This is a genomic window from Rothia kristinae (assembly GCF_016028855.1).
Classification (GTDB): Bacteria; Actinomycetota; Actinomycetes; order Actinomycetales; family Micrococcaceae; genus Rothia; species Rothia kristinae.
Genome location: NZ_CP065738.1, coordinates 1,064,648 through 1,086,444, shown reverse-complemented (window position 1 = coordinate 1,086,444; position 21,797 = coordinate 1,064,648). Strand labels below are relative to the sequence as shown.

The following is a 21,797-nucleotide window of genomic DNA, read 5'->3' as shown; positions in this document are numbered from 1 at the left end:
CGAGCAGGTGACGGCGCGGTATCGGGGCCGGGGCCTGGATCGGGGCCGGGCGGCGTCGCCCCGATGTGACGGCGGCCAGTGGATATAGCACGATACGGAATATGAGATCCGTGCCCAGCTCCGGCCGACCGTGGTTCCCGGCGGTCGCTCCTGCCCAGCGCAGGGAGTGCGCGGTGATCGGGGTGACCCTGGTGGCTGTGGGCCTGTCCTACGGGGCGCTGTCCCAGGCCTCGGGCTTCCCCCTGTGGCAGACGGTGATGCTCGCGGCTCTGGCGATCGGCGGTGCCGCGGAGCTGACCTTCGTCGGGGTGGTGGCCGCCGGCGGCGCCCCGATCCTGGCGGTGCTGGGCGGCCTGCTGGTGAACTCCCGGAACTTCGCCTTCGGGCTGAGCATCGGCGAGTACGCTCCGCGGGGTGTGCGCCAGTACCTGGCGGCGCACCTGGCCAATGACGAGACGGCGGCCTTCGCGCGCCCAGGGGCGGATCGCACCGAGCGGTGGCAGCGCTTCGTCCTGATGGCGGTGGTCCTGTTCCCGGCATGGGTGGGCGGCGCCGCCCTGGGCCAGCTGCTGGGATCGGTGGTGGACGCGGACCGGCTGGGGCTGGACGCGGCGTTCCCGGTGATCCTGTTCTGCCTGGTGGTCCAGGATCTGCGCAGCCCCTTCCTGGGGGTGACGGCGGCCGGCGGCGCGCTGCTGGCGGTCGCGGCCACCCCCGTGCTGCCGCTGGGGCTGGGGGCCGTGGCCTCCCTGCTCGCGCTGATCCCGGCGGCCGCCTTCCTGAAGGTGCGCGCCCGGCGTCGTCGGCGGCCCGACGCCGGGGACGGCCGCGCGACGGCGGGAGGTGCGGCATGAGCCCGGCGGCGTTCCTGGCGGCCCTGGCGGGCCTGGCCGGCGGCACCTACCTGATGCGGATCCTGGGGGTGAAGATCGGCGCGCTGTCCGCCCGCACGACGGCGCAGGAGGACGAGGCCGAACCCGCCCGGGAGACCGCGACCGCGGTGTCCCCGCACGAGCTGAGCCAGTCACCGGCGCGGCTGTGGATGGACCGGGCGACGGTGGTGCTGATCGTGGCGGTGGCGGCCACGACCATGCTCTTCGAGGGCCAGGAGGTCGTGGGTTCGGCGCGGATCATCGGGGCGGGCACGGGGATCCTGGCGGCCCTGCTCAAGGCCCCGATGCTGGCCTGCGTGGTCCTGGCGATGGCCGTCTGCGCGGGCCTGCGAGCGCTGGGAGTGGCGTGAGCCCGGGAGCCGACGGCGCGGGTCAGCCGACCGCCGCCTCCCCCGCTTCTCCGCTCCCCGTCTCCGCGCGGCGTCGGGCCCTGCCCACCAGGAACCAGGTGAGGTAGCAGATCGCGACGAAGGGGACCGTCCAGAACAGGGCGGGCCGCTGCTCCGGGTCCAACACGATCAGCACGCAGGAGGCGGCGGTCAGGACCAGCGCCAGCACCGGGACCACCGGGTAGCCCGGGGTGCGGTAGGGCAGGTCCTCCAGGCGCCCGCCCGCGGCGAGGTAGCGGCGTCGGAAGACCAGCTGGCAGGCGCAGATCGCCACCCACACCAGCATGACCGCCAACCCGGAGATGGAGACCAGCACCAGGTACACGCTGCCGGGAGCGAGCACGGAGGAGAGCAGGGCCAGCAGTCCTCCCACCAGGCTCACGAGGGTCGCCCGCACCGGCACCCCGCGGCCGGTGGTGACGCCGAGGAAGCGCGGCACCATGCCCTGCTGGGCCAGCGACCAGAGCATGCGGGTTGAGGCATACAGCCCGGAGTTGGCGGCGGAGAGGATGGCGGTGAGGATCACCAGGTTCATGACGTCCGCCGCATACGGGACGCCGATCCGCTGCAGCACGGTGACGAACGGGCTCTCCACGACCCCGGCCTCCCGGTACGGGATCAGCGCGGCGATCACAGTGATCGCCCCGAGGAAGAAGACCACGAGCCGCCAGAGGGCCGCGCGGATCGCCCGCGGCACCGCCTGCCGTGGATTCTGCGCCTCCCCCGCGGTGACGCCGATCAGCTCGGTCCCGGAGTACGCGAAGTTCACGGCGAGCATCGTCGTGAACACGATGGGCAGGCCGTGGGGGAACCAGCCGTCGGCGGTGAGCTCGGAAAAGAACGGCGCCGCAGAGCCGTCGTGCAGCGGCAGCAGGCCGACCATCGCCGCCGCCCCGAGCAGGATGAATGCGACGATCGCCACCACCTTGACCCCGGCCAGCCAGGATTCCGTGCGCCCGAAGATGCGCACCGAGCACAGGTTGATCCCGACGATCAGCAGGATCGACGCCGCGGAGAACACCCACACCGGAACCTGCGGCAGCCACCGCTGCATGATCAGCCCGGAGGCCGTGAACTCGCTGCCCAGGGCCACCGTCCAGGTCAGCCAGTACAGCACGGCGACGGTGAATCCCGTGCCCGGGCCGAGGAATCGGGTGGCGTAGACGTGGAAGGAGCCGGTCCACGGCATCGCGGTGGACAGCTCCCCGAGGCACATCATCACGAGGTAGACCAGCACCGCACCCACCCCGTAGGCCAGGATGGTGCCGGCCGGGCCGGCCTGGGAGATGGTGTACCCGGAGCTGAGGAACAGGCCCGTGCCGACCACCCCGCCCAGGGAGGTCATCAGCAGGTGCCGCTGGGTCATCCCGCGGTGCAGGGCCGTCCCCTCCCCCGGGGCCGCCGCCTCAGGGGCCGCCTCCCCCGGCCCGACCGGATCGGACATCGGCGTCGCGCCCGCGATCTCTGGGGCGCTGACTCCCGACGACCCGGCCCCCTCGGGGGCCCGCTCTGAGCTCATCCTGCTCTCCGTTCTCCGAACCTGCCTGTCCCTCCGCCGCGCCGATCTCCGGCTCGGCTGCCTGCCGCCGACGCGCTGCGGACTCACGGCGGACTCACGGCGAACGCACCGCGGACTCGCGGCGGGACGATCCGAGCGGCATCGGCGTAGGGTGCGTGCAGAACCCTCCCGCGCCGCGTCGGGAGCACCTGCGCACCGTCCCCGAAAGGAAGCCGCGATGCCCCGCCAGCCCTTCCCCACCGCCCTGGCCCAGGCCTCCGCGCCCCTGATCCTGGACGGCGCGATGGCCACGGAGCTGGAGGGCCTGGGGGTGGACACCTCCACGCCCCTGTGGTCCGCGACGGCGCTGGCTGAGCATCCGGAAGCGGTGCGAGCCGTGCACGAGGCGTACTACCGGGCCGGTGCCCAGGTGGCGACAACGAACACGTACCAGGCGAACATACCGGCCTTCACCGCGGCGGGATGGTCTGCGTCGGAAGCTGACGCGCTGCTGCAACGCGCCGTCACACTCACACGCGAAGCACGGGATGCGGCGGCGTCGGACGGGTGGGTGGCCGGGTCCGTGGGACCGTACGGGGCGTACCTGGCGGACGGCTCCGAGTACACGGGGCGGTACCAGCTGAGCGAGGAGGAGTTCCGGGACTTCCACCGACCGCGGCTGCGGGCCCTGCTGGGGGCGGGTGCGGAGGCGCTGGCCCTGGAGACCATGCCGCACGTCGGCGAGGTGCGCGCCCTGGTGCGGCAGCTGGCGCAGGAGTTCCCGGACGCCCGGGCGTGGGTGAGCCTGTCCGTGCGGCAGGCGTCCGGCGTCGAGGCTGAGGCCGACGACGGGTGCGGGGCCGACGAGACCGGTTCCGACGGCGGGCCCGCGTCCGTGCCGGGCGACGGCGGGACCGGGGCTGATGACGACGCCGCGCCCGTGCTGTGCGACGGCACCGCCCTGCCGGAGGTCGCCGCCCTGCTCGAGGAGTCCCCGCAGGTGGTGGCCGTGGGGGTCAACTGCCTGCCGATCCCCCGCGTGGCCCCGGCCCTGCGGGCGCTGCGTCGGGGCACGGCCAAGCCCCTGGTGGCCTACCCCAATTCGGGGGAGCGCTACGACCCGGTCACCAAATCCTGGGAGCCCGCCCCCGGTCCGGCCTCCCCGGCCGATGCCGCGGCCGGGTGGGCGGCGTCGGGCGCCCGACTGATCGGCGGCTGCTGCCGGACCACCCCTTCGGACATCCGGCGAATCCGGGCCGCCCTCACCCACCCCTGAGCGCCCCGCCCGCCGCCCGCGTCTGGGATTTCGGGCCGGGTTCGTCGTTTCGGGACGGGATATTCCGGTCCCGAAACGACGAACCCGTCCCGAAACCGGATGAGCGACAGGACCGGTCAGCGGGTCCAGACCTCCCGGCGGTGGGCGGCGTCCCAGAACAGCTCCTCCCACCGGCAGGCATCCAGGAAGGCCTCCCGCATCTGCTCGCGCATCGGGGCTGAGGCCTCGCGGGCCGCCTCCTCCACCAGGGCCACCGCGCCCCGGGCCGACGCCGCGAACTCCGGGTCGCCGTACTCGGCCACCCACCGGCGGAACGGATGCTCCGCCACCTCCTGCGCCCCGCCGGATAAGGCCAGGCCCACCTCCGCGTAGATCCAGAAGCAGGGCAGCACCGCCGCGGCCCCCACCGCGTAGGGGCGCACCGCGCAGGCCGCCACCAGGGAGTGCATATACCCGCGCGTCGTCGGGCTCGGGGCCTGCGGGCGCGGCAGATCCGCCAGCAGCGGGTCGGACAGCAGCTGCCCGTGCAGCGCCTGCTCGGCCTCGACGGCCGTGTGCGCGCTGCCCGCCCAGAACGCTCCCGCCCCGGCCGACGGCGCCTTCGCGGCCAGCAGGGCCAGGGCCCGGGAGTACTCGGCGAGGTAGAAGGCGTCCTGCTGCAGGTACTCCGCGAACGCCCCGGGATCCAGGCTCCCGTCGGCCAGCTGCCGCAGGAACGGCAGGCGCAGCACCCGCTCCCGGATGGTCCGGGCCTGCGCCCACCAGTGCCCGGTGTGCTCCCCCGCGCCCCAGCGGTCTTCGTCCAGCACGCTCAGCTCCATCGCGTCCCCATCTTCTCCTCGTCTCCTCGTCATCTCCGCTCCTCCGACCCCAGCTCCGGGACCGTTTCGTGCATCCGGGACCGGATGATCCAGCTCCGAACGCACGAAGCGGTCCACCAGCGACGCCCCCCGGTGAGCCGCGCCGCGCTCAGCGCAGCACCTGCGAGAGGTGGTCCACCGGCCCGTGCCCCGCCTGGGGTGTGCGGGAGAGCCGCCAGGCGGCGCCGTCGTGCAGGGCCCGGGAGAGGAACCGCTTCCCCTCCCGCACGGCCTCCACCAGCTGGGCGTCCCCCAGGGCCGGCCGACCCGCTGCCGCCCGGGCCGCGTGGGCCGCGATCGCGGAGGACAGCGTGCAGCCCGTCCCGTGGGTGTTGCGCGTCGGCACGCGCGGGGCCGACAGCTCCACGGCCCACGCCGGGGCCCCGGACTCGCCGCGCACCGCCAGCACGTCCACGGCCCGACCCTCCGACGCCGCGTCGTCGTCCAGATGCCCGCCCTTGAGCAGCACCATCCGCGGCCCCAGCTCCAGCAGGGCCAGCGCCTGCTCCCGCATCCCCGCGAGATCATCGGCCGCGGGGGCCTCCCCCGCCCCGCCGCCCAGCAGGCGCGCGGCCTCCGGGAGGTTGGGGGTGATCACGTCCGCCAGCGGCACCAGCAGCTCCCGCAGCGCCGCCTCGGCCTCCTCGGCCAGCAGGGGATCGCCGCTGGTGGCGACCATCACCGGATCCACCACCAGCGTCCCCAGCTGCGTCCGACGCCGCCGGAACAGCTGCGCCAGCGCCTCCACCACCTCGGCCTGCCCCAGCATCCCGGTCTTCACGGCATCCACCGGGAGGTCATCCAGCACGGCCTCGACCTGGCTGACCGCGAAGTCCGCCGGCACCGGGTGGACCCCGCGCACCCCCGTCGTGTTCTGGCTGGTCAGGGCCGTCATCGCCGCCGTGCCGTACACCCCGAGCGCGTGGAAGGTCTTCAGATCCGCCTGGATCCCGGCCCCGCCGGAGGGATCGGAGCCGGCCACGCTCAGGGCCACCGCCGGGCGCCTCACGACGCCGCCCCCTCGCTCCGCGCGGCCGGGGCGGCGCTGCCCGCCGCGGCCAGCACGCCCTCGTCCACCGCGGCGGCCCGCAGCTCTCGAGCCGCAGCCCGGGGGTTCTCCGACGCCGCGATCGCCGAGACCACGCAGATCCCGTCCACCCCGGCCCCTCGCAGCAACGGCAGGCGATCCGCCCGGATCCCCCCGATGCCCACCGCGACCAGCCCCGCGGCCCGCGCCGGACCGGCCAGCGCGGCCAGGCCCTCCGGACCCAGGGGCGCTGCGGCGTCGGTCTTGGTGGGGGTCGCCCACACGGGGCCGATCCCCACCAGGTCCGCCACCCCGGACTCCGCCGCGGCGCGCACCTCCTCCGCGGTGGAGGCGGACACGCCCACCATCCGCTCCGGGCCCACGGCCCGGCGGGCCACCGCCAGGGAGGCGTCGGACTGCCCCACGTGCACGTGCAACCCCAAGCGCTCGGCCACCCCGACGCGGTCGTTGACCACCAGCGCGGCGGTGCGCCCCAGCGCGTCCTCCGCCCGGCGCACCGCGTCCCGGCAGGCGCGGGCCAGGGCGAGGAATGCGGCGTCGTCGGCGTGCTTATCCCGCACCTGCACGATCCCCGCACCCCCGGCCACGGCCTCGTACACCACGTGCGGCACCCGCTCCGGCCCGCCGCACAGGGCCGTGTCCGTGATGAAGTACAGCGCGGGGTCCACGCCCTCCGGGATCATGCCAGCTCCTCCATCCCCACCAGCTCGACGACGCCGGCGCCGTCCAGTGCGTGCAGCGCGTCCAGCCACGCGACGCGGAAGGAGCCCGGCCCCCTGGCCTCGCGACCGGCCAGGATCCCGGCCGCCCCCAGGTGGGCATGGGCGGCCAGCACGGCGTCGTGGGCATCGAGGCGAACGGGCGTCTCCCGGCCCGGCGCGGCGGCATCCGGGGACTGTGAGCCCTGAGAAGAGCCGGTCCCCGCCGAGGATCCTGCCTCCGACCGAGGTCCAGCGCCCATCTCCGGCCCGACCTCTGGCGAGGATCCGGCGTCCTGGCCGTCGGAGGCGGACTTCGCCTGCCCGCCGCCCGTGCCGGTCACCTCCCGAACGGCTCCCAGGTACGCGGCGACCACCGCGCCCAGCGCGCAGCCGGTGCCGATCACCAGGGGCATCAGCGGGTGCCCGCTGACCAGGCGGGTGACCCGGTGCGCGGAGACGATCAGGTCTCGCTCCCCGGACACGGCCACCACCGCGCCGGTGCGCTCGGCCAGGGCGCGGGCCGCCTCCAGGGCGGACTCCACGGTGTCCGTGGCGTCCACCCCGCGGCCGCCCGCGCCCCTCCCGGCGAGAGCGGAAACCTCGCTGGCGTTGCCGCGGATCGCCGCCGGAGACAGCTCGAGGACCTCCCGGGCGAAGCCGGTGCGCGGTTCGAGCACGCCGACCGCCACCGGATCCAGCACCCACGGCACCCCGTGATCCCGGGCGCCGGCGATGCCGCGGCGGTAGGCCAGCAGGTTCTCGTCGGAGGGGTTGCCCACGTTGACCAGGACGCCGTCGGCCAGGCCCGCGAAGACGCCGGCCTCCTCCGGGTGGTCCACCATCGCCGGGGACGCGCCGACGGCCAGGAGCACGTCCGCGCTGATCTCCCGGACGACGGAGTTGGTCATGGCGTGGACCAGGGGGCCGCGAGCGCGCACGGCATCCACGGCCGCGGCCACGCGCGCGGGAAGGTCGGAGGCCGACGCCTCCCCGGCGGGGGCGGAGCCGGGGGTATCGGGGCCGCGGTGCGATGCGGCGTCGGGGGCTTGGGAGTTCGGGAGGTTCCGGGATTCCCGGGGGTCTCCGGACGTGGTGAAGTGCGTCATGGTGACGTCCCTTCGCTAGTGCTGGCTAGATCAGGTTCCAAGGGTCTGCTCTCAGCCGCCCACGGGCGGCACCCCTCGTCACGGGCTCCCCGCGCGGCGCCGGTGCGACGGCCGCAGGGGAGGTCAGGCCGCATCCTCGCGACCGACTCAGGCCTCACTGTAGTACGCATCACCGCGGAAGCGCCGCCGTGCGACATCGGGGGTGAGGGGGATGGGCCCGCCTCCGGCCGGGACGAAACGCTGGGATGAGCGGGGGCGGGCGGGATGAGTGGGATGGGTGGGGATGGGGTGTCCACCGGGTTGTCCACAGTGGCTGTCCACACCCGTGGAGAACTCACACCGATGTGGTTCCCGACGACGCGCCCCTGCGGGCCCGTTCCACACCGATCCGGTCCCCTCATCCCCCGACATATCCCCACCTGTGGAAAACTCCGTGCACAACGGGTCGACCGCGGGCCGCCTCCGACGTCGGGGGTGTGGACGGCTGTGGATAACGGCGACGCAGCGCGGCATCCGATCAGCGGGAGGCGCGCGGCCGGGGATCGGGGCGTCACCGAGGGCGCGGCCCCCGAGCCACGGAACCCTCCTCGCCCCCAGACGTGCCCCCGGATCCCCGATCTTCCGCGGAATTCCGGGGGATGCCCCCGGTAGCCAGACGCCCTCGGAGCACCGAGATCCCCCAGAGAGACCCGGAGAACCCCGCCGGCCGAGCACCGGGCCCGCACCGGGCGCGCACCGCGGACGCGGGGGTGCGGGTATCCGATTCTCCACCGTCCCATCCACAGGCGCTGTGAAATGACAGCGGTGTGTTTCGTGCGAGGTGGGTCACCGTTCGAACACCCTCGCCGGGGCCGAGGGCCCGCAGCGGGCGGGGCGCGGCGGGCGCGGAAGACATGCGCGCATCGGCACTCGCAGACGTCTTCGAGTTGTTCACAATGTTGTACACACCTGTGGATAACCTTCTCCACCGGTGTGCACCGCGCCGCCGCCCGATGCTCGATATCCGATGTCGGGAGCGCAGCGTCGATGACGCCGATGACGGCGGACCGTTCTGACCCCAGACGCACCGCAGGGCGGCACCCCGATGCGAGGATCAGGGTGCCGCCCTGCGCGGCGGACGGAAGCGTCGGTCGGAAGCGGCGGTCGGATGCGGCGGATTCGCTGCCCCGCCGGGGAGGGTCCGTTCAGGCCAGCAGGCTCGCCCCAGGACGGCCTTCGAAGGCCCCGGAGATCGCCAGGCGGCCCGGCCCGGTGAAGGCCAGCGCCAGCGCACTCAGGGCCAGGACCAGCACGAACTCGTAGCCGCCGTCGCTGGCGAAGAACCCGGCGGAGGCGTGGGCGAAGTAGATCGCGCCGAGCATCTCCAGGCCCAGCAGCAGCCCGGCCAGGCGGCTGAGCAGCCCCACGATCAGGGCGATGCCGCCGATGAACTCCAGGTAGGCGGCGAAGGCCGCGGACAGCTCGGCGGCAGGCACGCCCATCTGCGCGAAGTTCGCGGCGGTGCCGTCCACCGTCCACGTGTGGATCTTCTGCCAGCCGTGCATCAGGAAGACGATGCCGAGCACCACACGCAGCAGGAGCAGCCCGAAGGAGGCGCGGAAAGTCGAGGTCTCGTTGCGGTAGCTCATAGTCGGCTACTTTACCGATCAATGAAATTTCCGCTAGGGGTTCGTCACAGAAGGCGACGTCGGGGCGTCACCTCTCGGCGTCGCCCCCCGGGCAGGCCTCCCCCAGGCGCGGATGCTGCCCGCGCTCCAGCTGCGCGTTGATCACCGCGGAGGGCTTCCCGCCCAGCAGTGCCTCGCCGATGCCGGCCAGCTGGGTCACCTGGCGGCGGGTCAGGTGGTTGAACACCGAGCGGCGCACCTGCTCGACGTGGCCGGGGGCCGCGGCCTCCAGGACCTCGTGCCCGACCGGCAGCAGGTGGCACAGGGTCACCCGACGGTCCACGGTGGAGGTGGAGCGGCGCACGAAGCCCTGCTCCTCCAGGCGCTTGACCACCCGGGAGAGCCGAGCCAGGCGGGTGGAGGTCTGCGCGGACAGGTCGGACATGGACAGCCGCTGATCCGGGGCCTCGGAGAGCATCGCCAGGACCATGTACTCCACGAAGCCCAGCCCGGAGTCCCGCTGCAGCTGGTTCTCCAGCTGCCCGGGCAGCTGGAACATGATCGCGGACAGGCACAGCCAGGCGTCGCGCTCCTCGGGGCTGAGCCACCGGGGCTCCTCCGCCCCGTCCGCCGTTGCGCCTGCTCGATCACTCGTCATGGTGCTCATGTTCCTCGTGGAGCTCGTCGTAGCGCAAACGGGCGAAGGGCGTGCGGACCAGCACCGCGGAGCGGGCGATCGCCATCGTGCCCACGGCCGAGGTCATCAGCTGCAGCACGATGATGATGACGGCCTTCACCGCATCGCCGATCCCCGGCTGCAGCACCAGGGCCCCGAGGACCACCAGCACGATCCCCAGGCCCCCGGCGGTCCCCACCGCGGAGACCCTGCTGTACGCATCCGGGAACTTCAGCAGCCCCAGGGCCGCCGTGGCGAAGACCAGCGCTCCCACCACGGTCAGGATCCCGCCGAGCCACATCCAGATCTCACTCATCGCTTCCCCCTCGTCAGCGCCCGGGCCAGCGAGATCGCGCTGAGGAAGCCCAGCAGGGCCGCGATCAGCACGATGTCGAAGGTGTAGGGGTTCGCGGTGCGCACCCCCAGCAGGGCCAGCAGCCCGATGATCCCGAAGGTCAGCAGGTCCGCGGCATTGGCCCGGTTGGCGTCGTCCGGTCCCTTGAGCATCCGCACGGTGGAGGCCAGGCAGGCCAGCACCAGGATGCCGATGGCGATATCCACCGCGAGCATCACCGCTCCTCCTCTCCCCGGGCGGCCCCCCGGGATGCGTCCGCCGGCTTCCTGCGCAGCCCCGCGAGCAGCCGGTCCTCCATCTGCCGCAGCGCCTCCCGCTGCTCCCGCGCATCCGTCGCGTACAGCCCGTGCACGTACAGCAGGCGGGCGCCGTCGTCGGGATCCCGCTGGATGCCGAGGGTCAGGGTCCCGGGGGTCAGCGTGATCGTCGCGGCCAGCAGGGTCACCTCGACGTCGGTGCGGCAGCGGGTGCGCAGGCGCACGATGCCGGGGGTGCTGGACTGCCCCGGGGTGAGGTTGTCCCGCATCACCGCCGCGGAGGAGACCACGATCTCCTTGGCGAACCACAGCAGGAAGAACAGCATGCGGAAGGGCCAGCTCAGCCAGCTCACGAAGTGCTCACCGCCTCAACATATGCGGACACGTGCATCAATCCCTGGGCGGCGGTCTCGGACAGCCCCATGAGCAGCTGCCCGCCCACGCCCAGGCCCAGGGTCACCACCGCCAGCACGACGCCGGGCAGCGCCAGCTTCAGCGGAACCCGCGGCATAGCGCGCACCCGGGTGCCGGACCCCTGCTCGGTGATCAGCAGGCCTCCGGACGCACCGGAGTCGGGATCCCGATCCGGGACCTCGGGCAGGCTCTGCGGGTCCCGCCCCCAGAACATCCCGGACCAGATCTTCAGCATGGACAGCAGCGTGACCAGGGAGACCACCACCATCACCACCACCGCGGCGATCTGGTGGTCCTGCACCGCGGCCAGGATCAGGCTGAACTTGGCGACGAACCCGGAGAACGGGGGGATGCCGGCCAGGGACAGGGCCGCGGCGAAGAAGGCGGCGGCGATCAGCGGCTCCCGCTTGGCCACCAGGGCGAAGCGGTCCAGCCGATCCGTACCGTAGGTGACCTCGATGGCCCCGGTGGACAGGAACAGGGAAGCCTTCACGATCATGTGATGCAGCAGGTAGAAGATCCCCGCGGCCAGGCCCAGCTCGGTGAACAGGGCCACGCCCAGCAGGATGTACCCGATCTGGCTGATCATGTGGAAGGCCAGGATGGAGCGGGAGCCCTGCTGCCCCACGGCCCCGAGCACGCCCAGCGCCATCGTCAGGCAGAACAGCAGGACGCCGACCCACAGGTACCGGGCGTCCCCGCCGAACAGCAGGGCGTAGATCCGGTAGATCCCGTAGATCGCGACCTTGGTGTGCAGCCCGGAGAACAGCGCCGTGATCGCCGGGGAGGTGGACGGGTAGGCCCGGGCCAGCCACCCGTGCACCGGGACCACCGCGGCCTTGATGCCCAGGGCCAGCAGGCAGATCGACGCGGAGACCGCGACCATCCCGTCGCGGCGGGCGGCACCGGCCAGCTCCGCGATGTTCACGGTGCCGGCGCTGGCGTAGATGAACCCGACGCCGGCCAGGAAGATCGTGGAGGTCAGCAGGTTCACGGTCACGTACAGCCGGGCCCCGGAGACCTGCCGGAAGGCCCCGCGGCCCGGCCCGGCCAGCACGTACAGGCCGTAGGAGGGCAGCAGCATGACCTCGATGAACACGAACAGGTTGAACAGGTCCCCGGTCAGCAGGGCCCCGTTGACCCCGGCCAGCAGCACCAGCAGCAGCGGCGCGAAGTACGGCGAGTCCGCCCGCCCGGAGGCGTAGGCGAAGGCCGTGCAGGCGAGGGTCAGGATCCCGGTGACCACGATCATCAGCGCGGAGAGCATATCCGCGACGAAGGGGATGGCGATGCCCACCGGCCAGCTGCCCACCCCGTGGGCCACGGCCCCGCCGGGCAGGTCCCCGGCCGCGGAGAACAGCCACACCATCCACCCGCCGACGGCCACGGAGGCGGCCGTCACCAGGTTCACCACGACGGCGTGCAGGACGATCCTGCGTCCGAGGACCACCAGCAGGCCCGCGGCCACCAGCGGCACCGCGACCATGAGCGGCAGCATCGCCGGGCTCAGCAGGGACGGGCTCATCGGCGCACCTCCTCGATCGGCTCCTCGTCGATCGGCTTCTCGTCCTTCGGCTCCGCGTCGTTCGGCTCCTCGGGCAGCGGATCCGGCGGAACCTCGCCCTCGCCCCGGGTGTCGTCGTTCTCCCCGCCGGTCACGGCGAGCACGAGCATGAAGATGGTGATCGCGAAGGCGATCACGATGGCCGTCAGCACGAAGGCCTGCGGCAGCGGGTCGGCGACCGCGGAGGCGTCCGCGGCGGTGCCGAAGGGCTCGGTGCGCTGGTGGGTCCCGCCCGCGCTGATCAGCACGAGGTTCCCGGCGTGGCCCAGCAGGATGAAACCCAGCACCACGCGCAGCATCTCCCGCTTCATGAGCAGGTACACGGCACCCGCGGTCAGCAGGCCCACGGCGATCGCCACGGTCATCGGGATCCTCCTTCCTCGGTGCTCTCCTGGTTCTCGACGCCGCCCGCGCCCCCGATCCCTTCGGAGGTCGACCCGCCGGGTCCGGCTGCCCCGCGCGCGGCCCCCACGGGCTCGCCGCGGGTCTCGGCCGGGTGGGCGTCGTCGAAGCCGTCCTCGGCGGCGTCGGCGGGCGGATCGGAGTCCTGGATCTCGTCCGGGCTGGCCTGCCCGTGCTCATCGGCCCGGCCCAGCTTGTTCAGGGCCACCAGGATCACCCCGAGCACCCCGAAGTACACGCCGAGGTCGAAGATCAGCGGGGTGGACAGCTTCAGCCCGAAGACCTCGAATTTGATCGGCGTCAGGAAGGAGCCCTTGAGGAAGCCGACCAGACCGGTCACGGTGCCCAGCAGGATGCCCGAGCCGATCAGCAGCTGATAGGGCCAGCGGATCTTCGCGGCCGCATCCGACGGGGCGGCCAGGTACAGCAGGGCGAAGCCCGCCCCGCCGACCAGGGCCGCGATGAACCCGCCGCCGGGCTCGTAGTGCCCGCGCAGCAGCAGGTACACGGACAGCAGCACGATCACCGGCAGCAGCAGGTGCGCGGCCACCCGCAGGAGCACCCCGTTCGCCTCGGCGTCGACCAGCGGGGTCCGCTCCCGGTAGCTGGCCCGGCGCACGCGCACCGGCGGGCGGGCCTTCAGCAGGGCCATCATCGCCAGGCCGGCCACCCCCAGCACGGTCAGCTCCCCGAGGGTGTCCAGGGCACGGAAGTCCACGAGGATCGCGGCCACCAGGTTCAGCGCCCCGGTCTGCTCCTCGCCCCGGGTCAGGAAGTACTCGGCCGCCGCGGAGTGCTCGCGGCGCCCGGTCAGGGCCCACACGCCGAAGAACGCGGCCAGCCCGGCCAGCACGGCCACCACCGGCGCCAGCGCATCCCGGCCCCGCTCCCGCGCGAAGCGCTTGGGCAGGCGGTGCAGCAGCAGCACCATGACGACCACCGTCAGGATCTCCACCAGCAGCTGGGTGATCGCCACGTCGGCCGCCCCGAGGACGAAGAACCACAGCATCATCGAGAAGCCGACGACGCCGGTGACCACCACCGCCGCGATGCGGGTGCGGGCGACCACCGTGGCCGCCACCCCGGCGCCCAGCAGGACCAGCAGGGCCCAGTCCCAGGGCCGGGAGCGGTCCCCGACCGTCGCCGGCAGCTGATCCAGCCCGGCCAGGCCGAACAGCCCGGCCACCGCGATCACCACGAGGAACAGCACCGGGGGCAGCAGGTGCCGGCGCGGGGCGTTGGTGGCCGTGGCCTGGGAGACCCACTCGCCGCACCGGATGATCCCGGTGCGCAGGCCCTCCACCGCGGCCAGACCGGAGACGGGGCTGGCCAGGGGCTGGAGGATCGGCTCCAGGGCGCGGCGCTTCCACACCAGCACCAGGCCGGTCGCGATGACCAGGGAGGAGACCAGCAGCGGGGCGTTGATCCCGTGCCACAGGTGCAGGTGGACCTCCTCCGCGTGGCCGACCACCGACGCCGAGGCCTCGGTGAACAGCCCGTCCAGCAGGCCCGGGCGGATGCCCAGCACCAGCCCGGCCGCCGCTGCGAGGCCCGGAACCGCCCAGAACAGGGGCGAGGCCTCGCGCACCGGACGGGCGGCGTCGTCGTCCTCCGGGCGGAAGGCGCCGCCGCGGCTGTGCTCGGCGAAGGCCGCCCCGTCCCGGGTGAACGCCCCGAGCACCAGGCGCGCCGAGTAGGCGAAGGTGAACACCGAGGTCAGGGCCAGGCCCGCGGTGCCCAGCACCACCACGGCCGCCAGATGCGGGTACTCGATGTACGCGGTGAACATCTCCTCCTTGGAGATGAACCCGAACAGCAGGGGGATGCCGGCCATCGACGCCGCGGCGAGCACCGCGATGACCCGCAGCACCGGCATCCGCACGTCCATGACCGCCAGGCGCCGCATGTCCCGGGTGCCGGCCTGGTGGTCCACCACGCCGACCACCATGAACAGGGAGGACTTGAACAGCGCGTGGGCCGCGGTGTGCACGGTCGCGGCGGTCAGCGCCTCCGGGGTGCCGACGCCGACCATCGCCACCAGCAGACCGAGCTGGGACATCGTGGAGTACGCCAGCAGCTCCTTGAGGTCGTAGCGGCGCACGGCGGAGAAGGCCCCGAGCAGCGCGGTGATCAGCCCCGCGGTGATCAGCAGGACGCTCCACACCGGGACCCCGGCCAGCACCGGGGAGAAGCGCAGCAGCACGTAGATGCCGGCCTTGACCATGGTGGCCGCGTGCAGGTACGTGGACACGGGGGTGATCGCCACCATCGAGTCCGGAAGCCAGGACTGGAAGGGGAACTGCGCGGACTTGGTGAAGGCGGCGACGGCCAGCAGGACGGCCACGGTGACGGTGAAGGCGGGGTCCTCCCGCCACACCGGGGAGTCCAGCACCCGGGACAGGCTCGAGGTCCCGGTGCCGGCGATCATCACGCACACCGCGCTCAGCAGCGCCAGCCCGCCCAGCACGGTGACCAGCAGGGTGCGCACCGCCGGCTGCCGGGCGGCCGGCCCGGAGCGGGAGATCAGGAAGAAGGAGCACAGAGTGGTGCCCTCCCACGCCACGAACATGACGACGAGGTCATCGGCGAGCACCAGCAGCAGCATGGACGCCGCGAACAGCGTCATCCACACGTAGAAGGAGTCCTGCCGGGCCCGGCCCAGATACCCCGGGGAGTAGCACATCACCCCGGCGCCGATGAGCAGCACGAGCATCGAGAAGAGCATCGCCAGCCCGTCCAGGCGCAGGTCCAGGCCGACGCCGAGGCTGGGGATCCAGTCCAGGTGCTGGACGGGGACGCCGTCGGAGCCGGTGAAGGCCAGGATCAGCAGGGCCGCGGCACCCAGCAGCGGCAGGCTCAGCACCCACCCGGCGTTCCCGCCGAGGGGGCGGGACAGCGGTGAGGCGAGCAGACAGGCGAGGCCCACCAGGGCCAGGGAGCAGAGCAGCAAGGTCCATCCTCGGTCTGTAGCAGATCAGGGTCCGTAGGGTGGGCGCAGCGGCCGCGAAGGGCCGCCAGCCGACGCAGACGGCGGACGTCCGCCGTCGCTGCTCAGCGCGGCGGCTCGACTCCGGCCTGCGGCTGCCCCCCACGTGGAGAGGTATCCGTTGGTGCCCGGGTGCGCGAAGGCGCACCGCTGACGCCGCGCGGGCAGCACGGGATCGGGCAGGGAGGCAGACATGCCGAGAATTCTAACAGCATGCTTCCCCGCCCCCACCACCCTCACCACCCGCGCCGAGTCATCGATTCCGACGGGTTTTCGGCCGAAAATCCGTCGGAATCGATGACTCGGCGCGGAAGGGGCGAGCGGAGAGAGGGGGTCGCGGGGGCGTCTCGTGCGGGAAACTCCCATGAATCTCTCGTATCCTGCCCCTCGGGCCGCCCCTCCAGCCGGCTCGCGCACCACGAGGAGAGGACACGGGTGAAGGCCTTCGAGATCACCGGGATGGGCTTCATCGGCACGCTGCTGGCCGTGACCGGCATCGTCTTCCTCCTGGCCGTGTTCCTGCCGCCGCGGATGCGCCGGACCGGCTGGCTGCGCTACCTCGTGCAGGCCGTGAGCCTGATGCTGGTGGCCGTGCTGGCCCTGGCCTCCGTGGCCGCGCTGCTGAACCGGGACAACAACTGGTACACCAGCTGGGACGAGCTCACCGCCGGACCGGCCCCGGCGCCCACCACCACCCACTACGGGGCGGAGCCGGCCGCCGTGACCACCCCCGCGGCCACCCGCCAGACCCCCACCGCGCTGCAGGCCCACCCGGAGGACAACCCGCAGCTCGGGCACCTGCTGGACCGGGACGCCGAGGGCGGGCAGTACCTCACCTTCCGCTTCAAGGGCCCCGTCACCGGCCAGTCCAACGACCTCATGATCTGGCTGCCCGCCTCCTACCTCAGCCACCCGGACCGCTTCTACCCCGTGATCCTGGGCTTCACCGGCTTCCCCGGCTCCCCCGCCACCTACTCCCAGTCCGTGGACTACGGGCAGATGATCGCCGACGCCGCGCAGCAGCGCAGCATGCGCGAGGCGATCTTCGTGGTCCCCAACGTCTCCCCCGGCAGCTACGACAGCGAATGCGTGGACGGGGACCGCTCCGTGCACGGGATGAGCACCCCCAAGGCGGAGAGCTACGTGACCCGGGACGTGGTGCCGTGGCTGCGCCAGAACCTGCGCACCATCGACGACCCCCGCGCCTGGTCCACGGAGGGCTACAGCGCGGGCGGCTGGTGCTCGGCCATGCTCACCCTGCACCACCCGGACCTGTTCGGCACCGCCATGATCCAGTCCGGGTACTTCAGCCCCATCTACACCGGCGCGCAGCAGTGGACCGAGGCCCGGGACCCCAAGTACGACCTGGCCCGCATCGCCCGCGACGAGGCCCCCGACGTCGCGCTGTACTACTACTCCTCCACCGACGACGCCCTCTCCTGGCCGGCCGCCGAGGCCTTCCGCCGCTCCGTGCGCGCACCCACCTCCCTGTCCGTGAACACCGTGCCCGTGGGCGGGCACCGGCTGGATGTGTGGCTGCCCGGGATGGAGCAGGGGCTGCAGTGGCTGGGCCGGACCAGCCCGTACTTCGCCCCCACTGCCACCTGAGCCGAACGCCCCCGCTCACCCACCGCACCGCCGCACCGCTCACCGCGGCCGATCCGCACCCGCCACCGAGGAGCCGCACCGCCATGAAGACCCGCACCGTGAAGACAGCACCCGGGGAGCGCACGGCCCGCTGCCTGACGTGGATGTATGCGGGGGCCGTCATCGTCAACATCGCCCTGCTGATCGGCACCCCGCTGCGCGGCGGCTTCAGCTTCATCGAGTTCGCGGCCTACGTGCTGAACCTGCCCGTGGAGCGCAGCCTGATCGCCACGGTCGCCTCGATCGTCATCTTCTGGGCGCTGATGCGGCGCAAGCGGGCCGGGCTGTGGGCGGCCCTGTTCTTCCAGGTCGCCGGCTCCGCGCTGGCCCTGGTCTCCACGATCTCCCTGCCCCTGCCCTGGACCCTCGAGGAGGAGCCGCCCTCCGGGCTGTGGGTGGCCATCGGGGCGAACGCGATCAGCGTGATCATCGGCGTGGTGCTCACCGTGCTCCTGGTGCGGGCCCGGCGGGCCTTCCCCGCCCGCACCCTGCGCTCCTCCTACGGGATGGCCCTGGCCGTGCTCGGCGGCGGCTTCCTCCTCGCCCTGGTGGCCTCCTGGCTGGTGCTGCCGGTGAGCTCCTGGACGCACTTCGGCACCCTGATGCTGCGGGCCCTCGGGGTGAACACCGGGTGGGCCATCCACAGCCTGCCGCACGTGCAGCGCTGGCAGGTCCAGACCATCACCACCATCTACGGCGTCGTCGCGATCGCGGCGATCTGGGTGTTCCTGCGCTCCGGCAAGCCCGTGCACTCCTGGACCGAGGAGCGGGAGATGCACCTGCGCCGGCTGCTGCACGAATACGGCGGGCAGGACTCCCTGTCCTACTTCGCCACTCGGCGGGAGAAGTCCGTGATCTTCTCCCCGGACGGGCGGGCCGCCGTGGCCTACCGGGTGATCCGGTCGGTGTCCCTGGCCGCCGGAGACCCCATCGGGGATCCGGCCTCCTGGGACGCGGCGATCCGCGAGTGGAAGAAGGAGGCGCGCACCTACGGCTGGATCCCCGCCGTGATCAGCGCCTCCAAGGTCGGCGCCCCGGCCTACGTACACACGGGGATGTCCGTGATCCCGCTGGGCGACGAGGCGATCATCCACCCGGAGCGGTTCTCCCTGAACAACACCTCCATGACGGAGATGCGCCACACCGTCGCCCGCCTGCAGAAGGCCGGGATGACCCTGCGCATCCGCCGCCACGGGGAGCTCAGCCCCGAGGAGCTGCAGGCCGTCATCGAGCACACGGACTCCTGGCGCCACGGGGACACCGAGCGGGGCTTCTCCATGGCGCTGAGCCGCCTCGGGGACCCCGCCGATGCCCGCTGCCTGCTGGTCACCGCGCACACCGCCGACGGCGCCGCCGTCGGCCTGCTCTCCTTCGTCCCCTGGGGGGCCTCCGGGATCTCCCTGGACGTGATGCGCCGCTCCCCGGACTCCCCCAACGGCACCACCGAGTTCATGATCGCGACCCTGCTCGGGCAGTGCCCTGAGCTGGGCATCACCCGCGTGTCCCTGAACTTCGCGATGTTCCGGGAGACCTTCGCCCGCTCCCACGAGTTCGGCGCCAGCGCCTGGACCCGCTTCAACTCCTCCGTGCTGGGGGTGCTGGACCGGTTCCTGCAGCTGGAGCGGCTGTACCAGTTCAACCAGCGCTTCCACCCCGAGTGGGTGCCGCGCTACCTGTGCCTGGACTCCAAGCTGTCCGCCGTCAACGTGGCCCTGGCCTCCGGGCTGGCGGAGGGCTTCCTGCCGCAGTGGCTGCTGCCCAAGACCCCCGCGCACCCCGGGCTGTCCCCGGAGAACCTCGCCGCCCTGCGGGAGCTGGAGCGTCAGCGCGTGGGCGCCGATGACCTCACCCCGGAGTGGAGCGACCAGACTCGCCACCGCATCGCGCACCTGGAGCAGATGCGCGCGGCCGGGTTGGAGCCCTACCCGAAGGGCGACGGTCAGGGCGTGAGCGTGTCCGCGCTGGCCCGGATGCTCGCGCACGAGCCCGCCGGGACGCCGGCGGCGGTCGTCGGGCGGATCCGGTCCATCCGGCGCCACGGCGGGGTGGCCTTCCTGGAGCTGGTGGAACACGGGACGACGTTGCAGGTGGTGCTGGAGCGCGACGTGCTCGGCGCCGAGTCCCTGCGCCGGGTGCGCTGGGCGGACACCGGGGACCACGTGCTGATCCGCGGCAGGCTGGGCGCCTCCCGCACCGGCACCCCGTCCCTGCTGGCCGAGTCCTGGCGGATCCTGTCCAAGTGCCTGCACCCCATCCCCTTCGACTCCTTCACGGACCCGGAGGCCCGGCTGCGCCGCCGCTCGGTGGACCTGATCGTCAACCCGGAGGAGTCCCGGCGCCTGCGCGTGCGAGCGCAGACCATCCGGGCGATCCGACGCACCCTGGATGCGGACGGCTTCCTGGAGGTGGAGACGCCGATGCTCAACACCGTGCACGGCGGCGCCTCCGCCCGGCCCTTCACGACCTTCATCAACGCCTACGGGGTGGATCTGACCCTGCGCATCGCCCCGGAGCTGTACCTGAAGCGTCTGGTGGTCGGGGACATGGGCCCGGTGTACGAGCTGGGCCGGGACTTCCGCAACGAGGGGGCGGATGCCACCCACAACCCCGAGTTCACGGTGCTGGAGGCCTACCAGCCCTACGCCGACTACGACGCGATGCGCCTGCTGACCGAGCGGATCATCAAGAGCGCCGCGCGCGCGGTGTTCGACGCCGAGCAGCTGCCGCTGCGCCACGGGGAGCACCCCAAGGATCCGAGCACCCCGGCCGTGCTCACCGACGTCTCCGGCCAGTGGCCCGTGGTCAGCGTGCTGGATGCGGTCTCCGCGGCTGTGGGCCGGCGCATCGACCTGGACACGGACTTCGAGGTGCTGATGCGCCTGGCCGCCGAGCACGAGATCCACGTCCGGGACGACATGGGCCCGGGCGCGGTGATCGAGGAGCTGTACGGGGAGCTGGTGGAGGCCAGGACCGTGCGCCCGACCTTCTACCGGGACTTCCCCGTGGAGACCTCCCCGCTGGCCGGCCCGCACCGCAGCATCCCCGGGCTGGCCGAGCGGTGGGACCTGGTGATCAACGGCACCGAGATGGGCACGGCCTACTCGGAGATGGCCGACGCCCTGGAGCAGCGGCGCCGCCTGACCGAGCAGTCCCTGAAGGCCGCCGCCGGGGATCCGGAGGCGATGCAGATCGACGAGGACTTCCTGGCCGCCCTGGAGACGGGCCTGCCGCCCACGGGCGGGCTGGGCATCGGCATCGACCGGCTGATCATGATGCTCACCGACGCCCCGATCCGCGGGGTGCTGGCCTTCCCGTTCGTGCGCCCGGCCCCCGGGGCCCGCCCCGCCGGGCGCACCGCCGGCGCCGAGTCCGTCAGCTCGGCATGAGCATCCCGGCGTACCTCGCCGCCTGCGCGGGCCTGGCCCTGGGCGGCTTCGATCCGGGGCCCCTGCTGATCGCCGCGGTGTTCATGGCCGCCCGCACGGCCCCCGACGCCGCCCGGGCCGTGCGCCGGTCCGTGTTCGGCTTCGGCGCGGTGCTCATCGGCGGGACCATCGCCTGGGGGATCGCGCTGTCCCTGGTGTTCGGGAAGTCCCTGGCGGACATCCCGTGGGGGCACTGGCTGCGCGCCGGGGCGGGGGCCGCCGGCGTCGAGCTGCTCCTGGGCCTGGTGGCCCTGGGCTGGGCTGGCTGGGCGTGGCGGCGCCGGAACCGCCCACCGCGCCCGGAGCGCAACCGCAGCTCCTGGGGGCTGCTGGCGGTGGCCGTGGGCTTCGTGGCGATCGTGACCACGGACCCCCCGTTCATCGTGGCCGTGGGGCTGTCCGGGGATCAGCCGCTGTGGGCCGTGATCGCGGGGCAGATCATCTGGGCGGTGGTCTCCCAGGCGCCGCTGTTCGTGCTGTGCCTGGCGGTGCTGGCCAACCGGCACCGCGCCGTCGCCCGCACGGTGGGCGGCTGGTGGGAGCGCTTCCGCCCGGTGCTCAACGTGCTCCTGCCCCTGGGGGTCGGGCTGCTGGGTCTGGTGCTGATCTCCGACGCCGCGGAGTACTTCGCCCTGGGTCGCTTCCTCATCGACCCCCGCGGGGTGCTGTAGCCGACGACGCCGGCCCGGCCCA

19 protein-coding genes and 1 riboswitch are annotated in these 21,797 nt (G+C 73.0%); of the genes, 6 read left to right on the top strand and 13 right to left on the bottom strand.

Annotation, left to right across the window (positions count from 1 at the left end; translation table 11 throughout):
- The first annotated feature begins 173 nt into the window (after positions 1 to 173).
- Positions 174 to 854 (top strand): AzlC family ABC transporter permease, encoded by a 681-nt coding sequence (locus tag I6G21_RS10795; RefSeq protein ID WP_197939464.1) that lies wholly within the window; start codon positions 174 to 176, stop codon positions 852 to 854.
- A complete protein-coding gene (locus I6G21_RS04850; protein ID WP_129358075.1) occupies positions 851 to 1,243 on the top strand; it encodes an AzlD domain-containing protein in 393 nt (130 codons plus the stop codon). The genes I6G21_RS10795 and I6G21_RS04850 overlap by 4 nt, the downstream gene beginning before the upstream one ends.
- A gap of 22 nt (positions 1,244 to 1,265) precedes the next feature.
- Here I6G21_RS04850 and I6G21_RS04845 read toward each other — a convergent pair whose 3' ends face one another.
- Complete coding sequence (locus tag I6G21_RS04845; protein WP_232238565.1) at positions 1,266 to 2,801, bottom strand: amino acid permease; 1,536 nt, start codon at positions 2,799 to 2,801, stop codon at positions 1,266 to 1,268.
- Between the two features lie 217 nt (positions 2,802 to 3,018).
- Here I6G21_RS04845 and mmuM point away from each other — a divergent pair, with 217 nt between their 5' ends.
- On the top strand, positions 3,019 to 4,056 hold the full coding sequence (gene mmuM / locus I6G21_RS04840) for a homocysteine S-methyltransferase (protein ID WP_129358076.1): 1,038 nt from the start codon (positions 3,019 to 3,021) through the stop codon (positions 4,054 to 4,056).
- Between the two features lie 116 nt (positions 4,057 to 4,172).
- On the opposite strand, the gene I6G21_RS04835 is transcribed toward mmuM, so the two are convergent.
- The 12 genes from I6G21_RS04835 to I6G21_RS04780 form a co-directional block, all read right to left on the bottom strand.
- On the bottom strand, positions 4,173 to 4,865 hold the full coding sequence (locus I6G21_RS04835) for a TenA family protein (protein ID WP_232238563.1): 693 nt from the start codon (positions 4,863 to 4,865) through the stop codon (positions 4,173 to 4,175).
- 160 nt (positions 4,866 to 5,025) lie between these two features.
- On the bottom strand, positions 5,026 to 5,925 hold the full coding sequence (thiD, locus tag I6G21_RS04830) for a bifunctional hydroxymethylpyrimidine kinase/phosphomethylpyrimidine kinase (protein ID WP_129358078.1): 900 nt from the start codon (positions 5,923 to 5,925) through the stop codon (positions 5,026 to 5,028).
- The gene (gene thiE / locus I6G21_RS04825; protein ID WP_061225833.1) at positions 5,922 to 6,647 is read right to left on the bottom strand and encodes a thiamine phosphate synthase; all 726 of its coding nucleotides are present in this window, start codon (positions 6,645 to 6,647) and stop codon (positions 5,922 to 5,924) included. Before thiE ends, thiD begins: the two co-directional genes overlap by 4 nt.
- Positions 6,644 to 7,771, bottom strand: coding sequence for a hydroxyethylthiazole kinase (gene thiM, locus I6G21_RS04820; RefSeq protein WP_232238562.1), 1,128 nt, complete (start codon positions 7,769 to 7,771; stop codon positions 6,644 to 6,646). Before thiM ends, thiE begins: the two co-directional genes overlap by 4 nt.
- Positions 7,762 to 7,857: riboswitch (TPP riboswitch) on the bottom strand. It overlaps the preceding gene by 10 nt.
- Positions 7,858 to 8,955: 1,098 nt before the next feature.
- On the bottom strand, positions 8,956 to 9,399 hold the full coding sequence (locus tag I6G21_RS04815) for a DoxX family protein (protein ID WP_058731610.1): 444 nt from the start codon (positions 9,397 to 9,399) through the stop codon (positions 8,956 to 8,958).
- A gap of 67 nt (positions 9,400 to 9,466) precedes the next feature.
- The gene (locus I6G21_RS04810) at positions 9,467 to 10,045 is read right to left on the bottom strand and encodes a MarR family winged helix-turn-helix transcriptional regulator (RefSeq protein ID WP_129358079.1); all 579 of its coding nucleotides are present in this window, start codon (positions 10,043 to 10,045) and stop codon (positions 9,467 to 9,469) included.
- Entirely contained in the window at positions 10,026 to 10,370 is a 345-nt protein-coding gene (locus I6G21_RS04805; RefSeq protein WP_129358080.1) for a cation:proton antiporter, read from the bottom strand. Before I6G21_RS04805 ends, I6G21_RS04810 begins: the two co-directional genes overlap by 20 nt.
- On the bottom strand, positions 10,367 to 10,624 hold the full coding sequence (locus I6G21_RS04800; protein WP_064725533.1) for a monovalent cation/H+ antiporter complex subunit F: 258 nt from the start codon (positions 10,622 to 10,624) through the stop codon (positions 10,367 to 10,369). Before I6G21_RS04800 ends, I6G21_RS04805 begins: the two co-directional genes overlap by 4 nt.
- Positions 10,624 to 11,019: a Na+/H+ antiporter subunit E gene (locus I6G21_RS04795; RefSeq protein ID WP_165870010.1), complete on the bottom strand. Its 396-nt coding sequence runs from the start codon at positions 11,017 to 11,019 to the stop codon at positions 10,624 to 10,626. Before I6G21_RS04795 ends, I6G21_RS04800 begins: the two co-directional genes overlap by 1 nt.
- On the bottom strand, positions 11,016 to 12,605 hold the full coding sequence (locus I6G21_RS04790) for a monovalent cation/H+ antiporter subunit D family protein (RefSeq protein ID WP_232238555.1): 1,590 nt from the start codon (positions 12,603 to 12,605) through the stop codon (positions 11,016 to 11,018). Before I6G21_RS04790 ends, I6G21_RS04795 begins: the two co-directional genes overlap by 4 nt.
- Entirely contained in the window at positions 12,602 to 13,009 is a 408-nt protein-coding gene (locus I6G21_RS04785; RefSeq protein ID WP_129358081.1) for a sodium:proton antiporter, read from the bottom strand. The genes I6G21_RS04790 and I6G21_RS04785 overlap by 4 nt, the downstream gene beginning before the upstream one ends.
- Positions 13,006 to 15,996 carry a DUF4040 family protein gene (locus I6G21_RS04780; RefSeq protein WP_129358082.1) on the bottom strand — a complete coding sequence of 997 codons (2,991 nt, stop codon included), beginning with the start codon at positions 15,994 to 15,996 and terminating at the stop codon, positions 13,006 to 13,008. The genes I6G21_RS04785 and I6G21_RS04780 overlap by 4 nt, the downstream gene beginning before the upstream one ends.
- A 471-nt stretch (positions 15,997 to 16,467) precedes the next feature.
- Here I6G21_RS04780 and I6G21_RS04775 point away from each other — a divergent pair, with 471 nt between their 5' ends.
- From I6G21_RS04775 to I6G21_RS04765, 3 genes are all read left to right on the top strand, one after another.
- Positions 16,468 to 17,640: an alpha/beta hydrolase gene (locus tag I6G21_RS04775; protein ID WP_165870011.1), complete on the top strand. Its 1,173-nt coding sequence runs from the start codon at positions 16,468 to 16,470 to the stop codon at positions 17,638 to 17,640.
- Positions 17,641 to 17,723: 83 nt separating this feature from the next.
- Complete coding sequence (gene lysX, locus I6G21_RS04770) at positions 17,724 to 21,065, top strand: bifunctional lysylphosphatidylglycerol synthetase/lysine--tRNA ligase LysX (protein ID WP_129358084.1); 3,342 nt, start codon at positions 17,724 to 17,726, stop codon at positions 21,063 to 21,065.
- A complete protein-coding gene (locus tag I6G21_RS04765; RefSeq protein WP_064725537.1) occupies positions 21,062 to 21,775 on the top strand; it encodes a hypothetical protein in 714 nt (237 codons plus the stop codon). The genes lysX and I6G21_RS04765 overlap by 4 nt, the downstream gene beginning before the upstream one ends.
- Positions 21,776 to 21,797 lie beyond the last annotated feature (22 nt).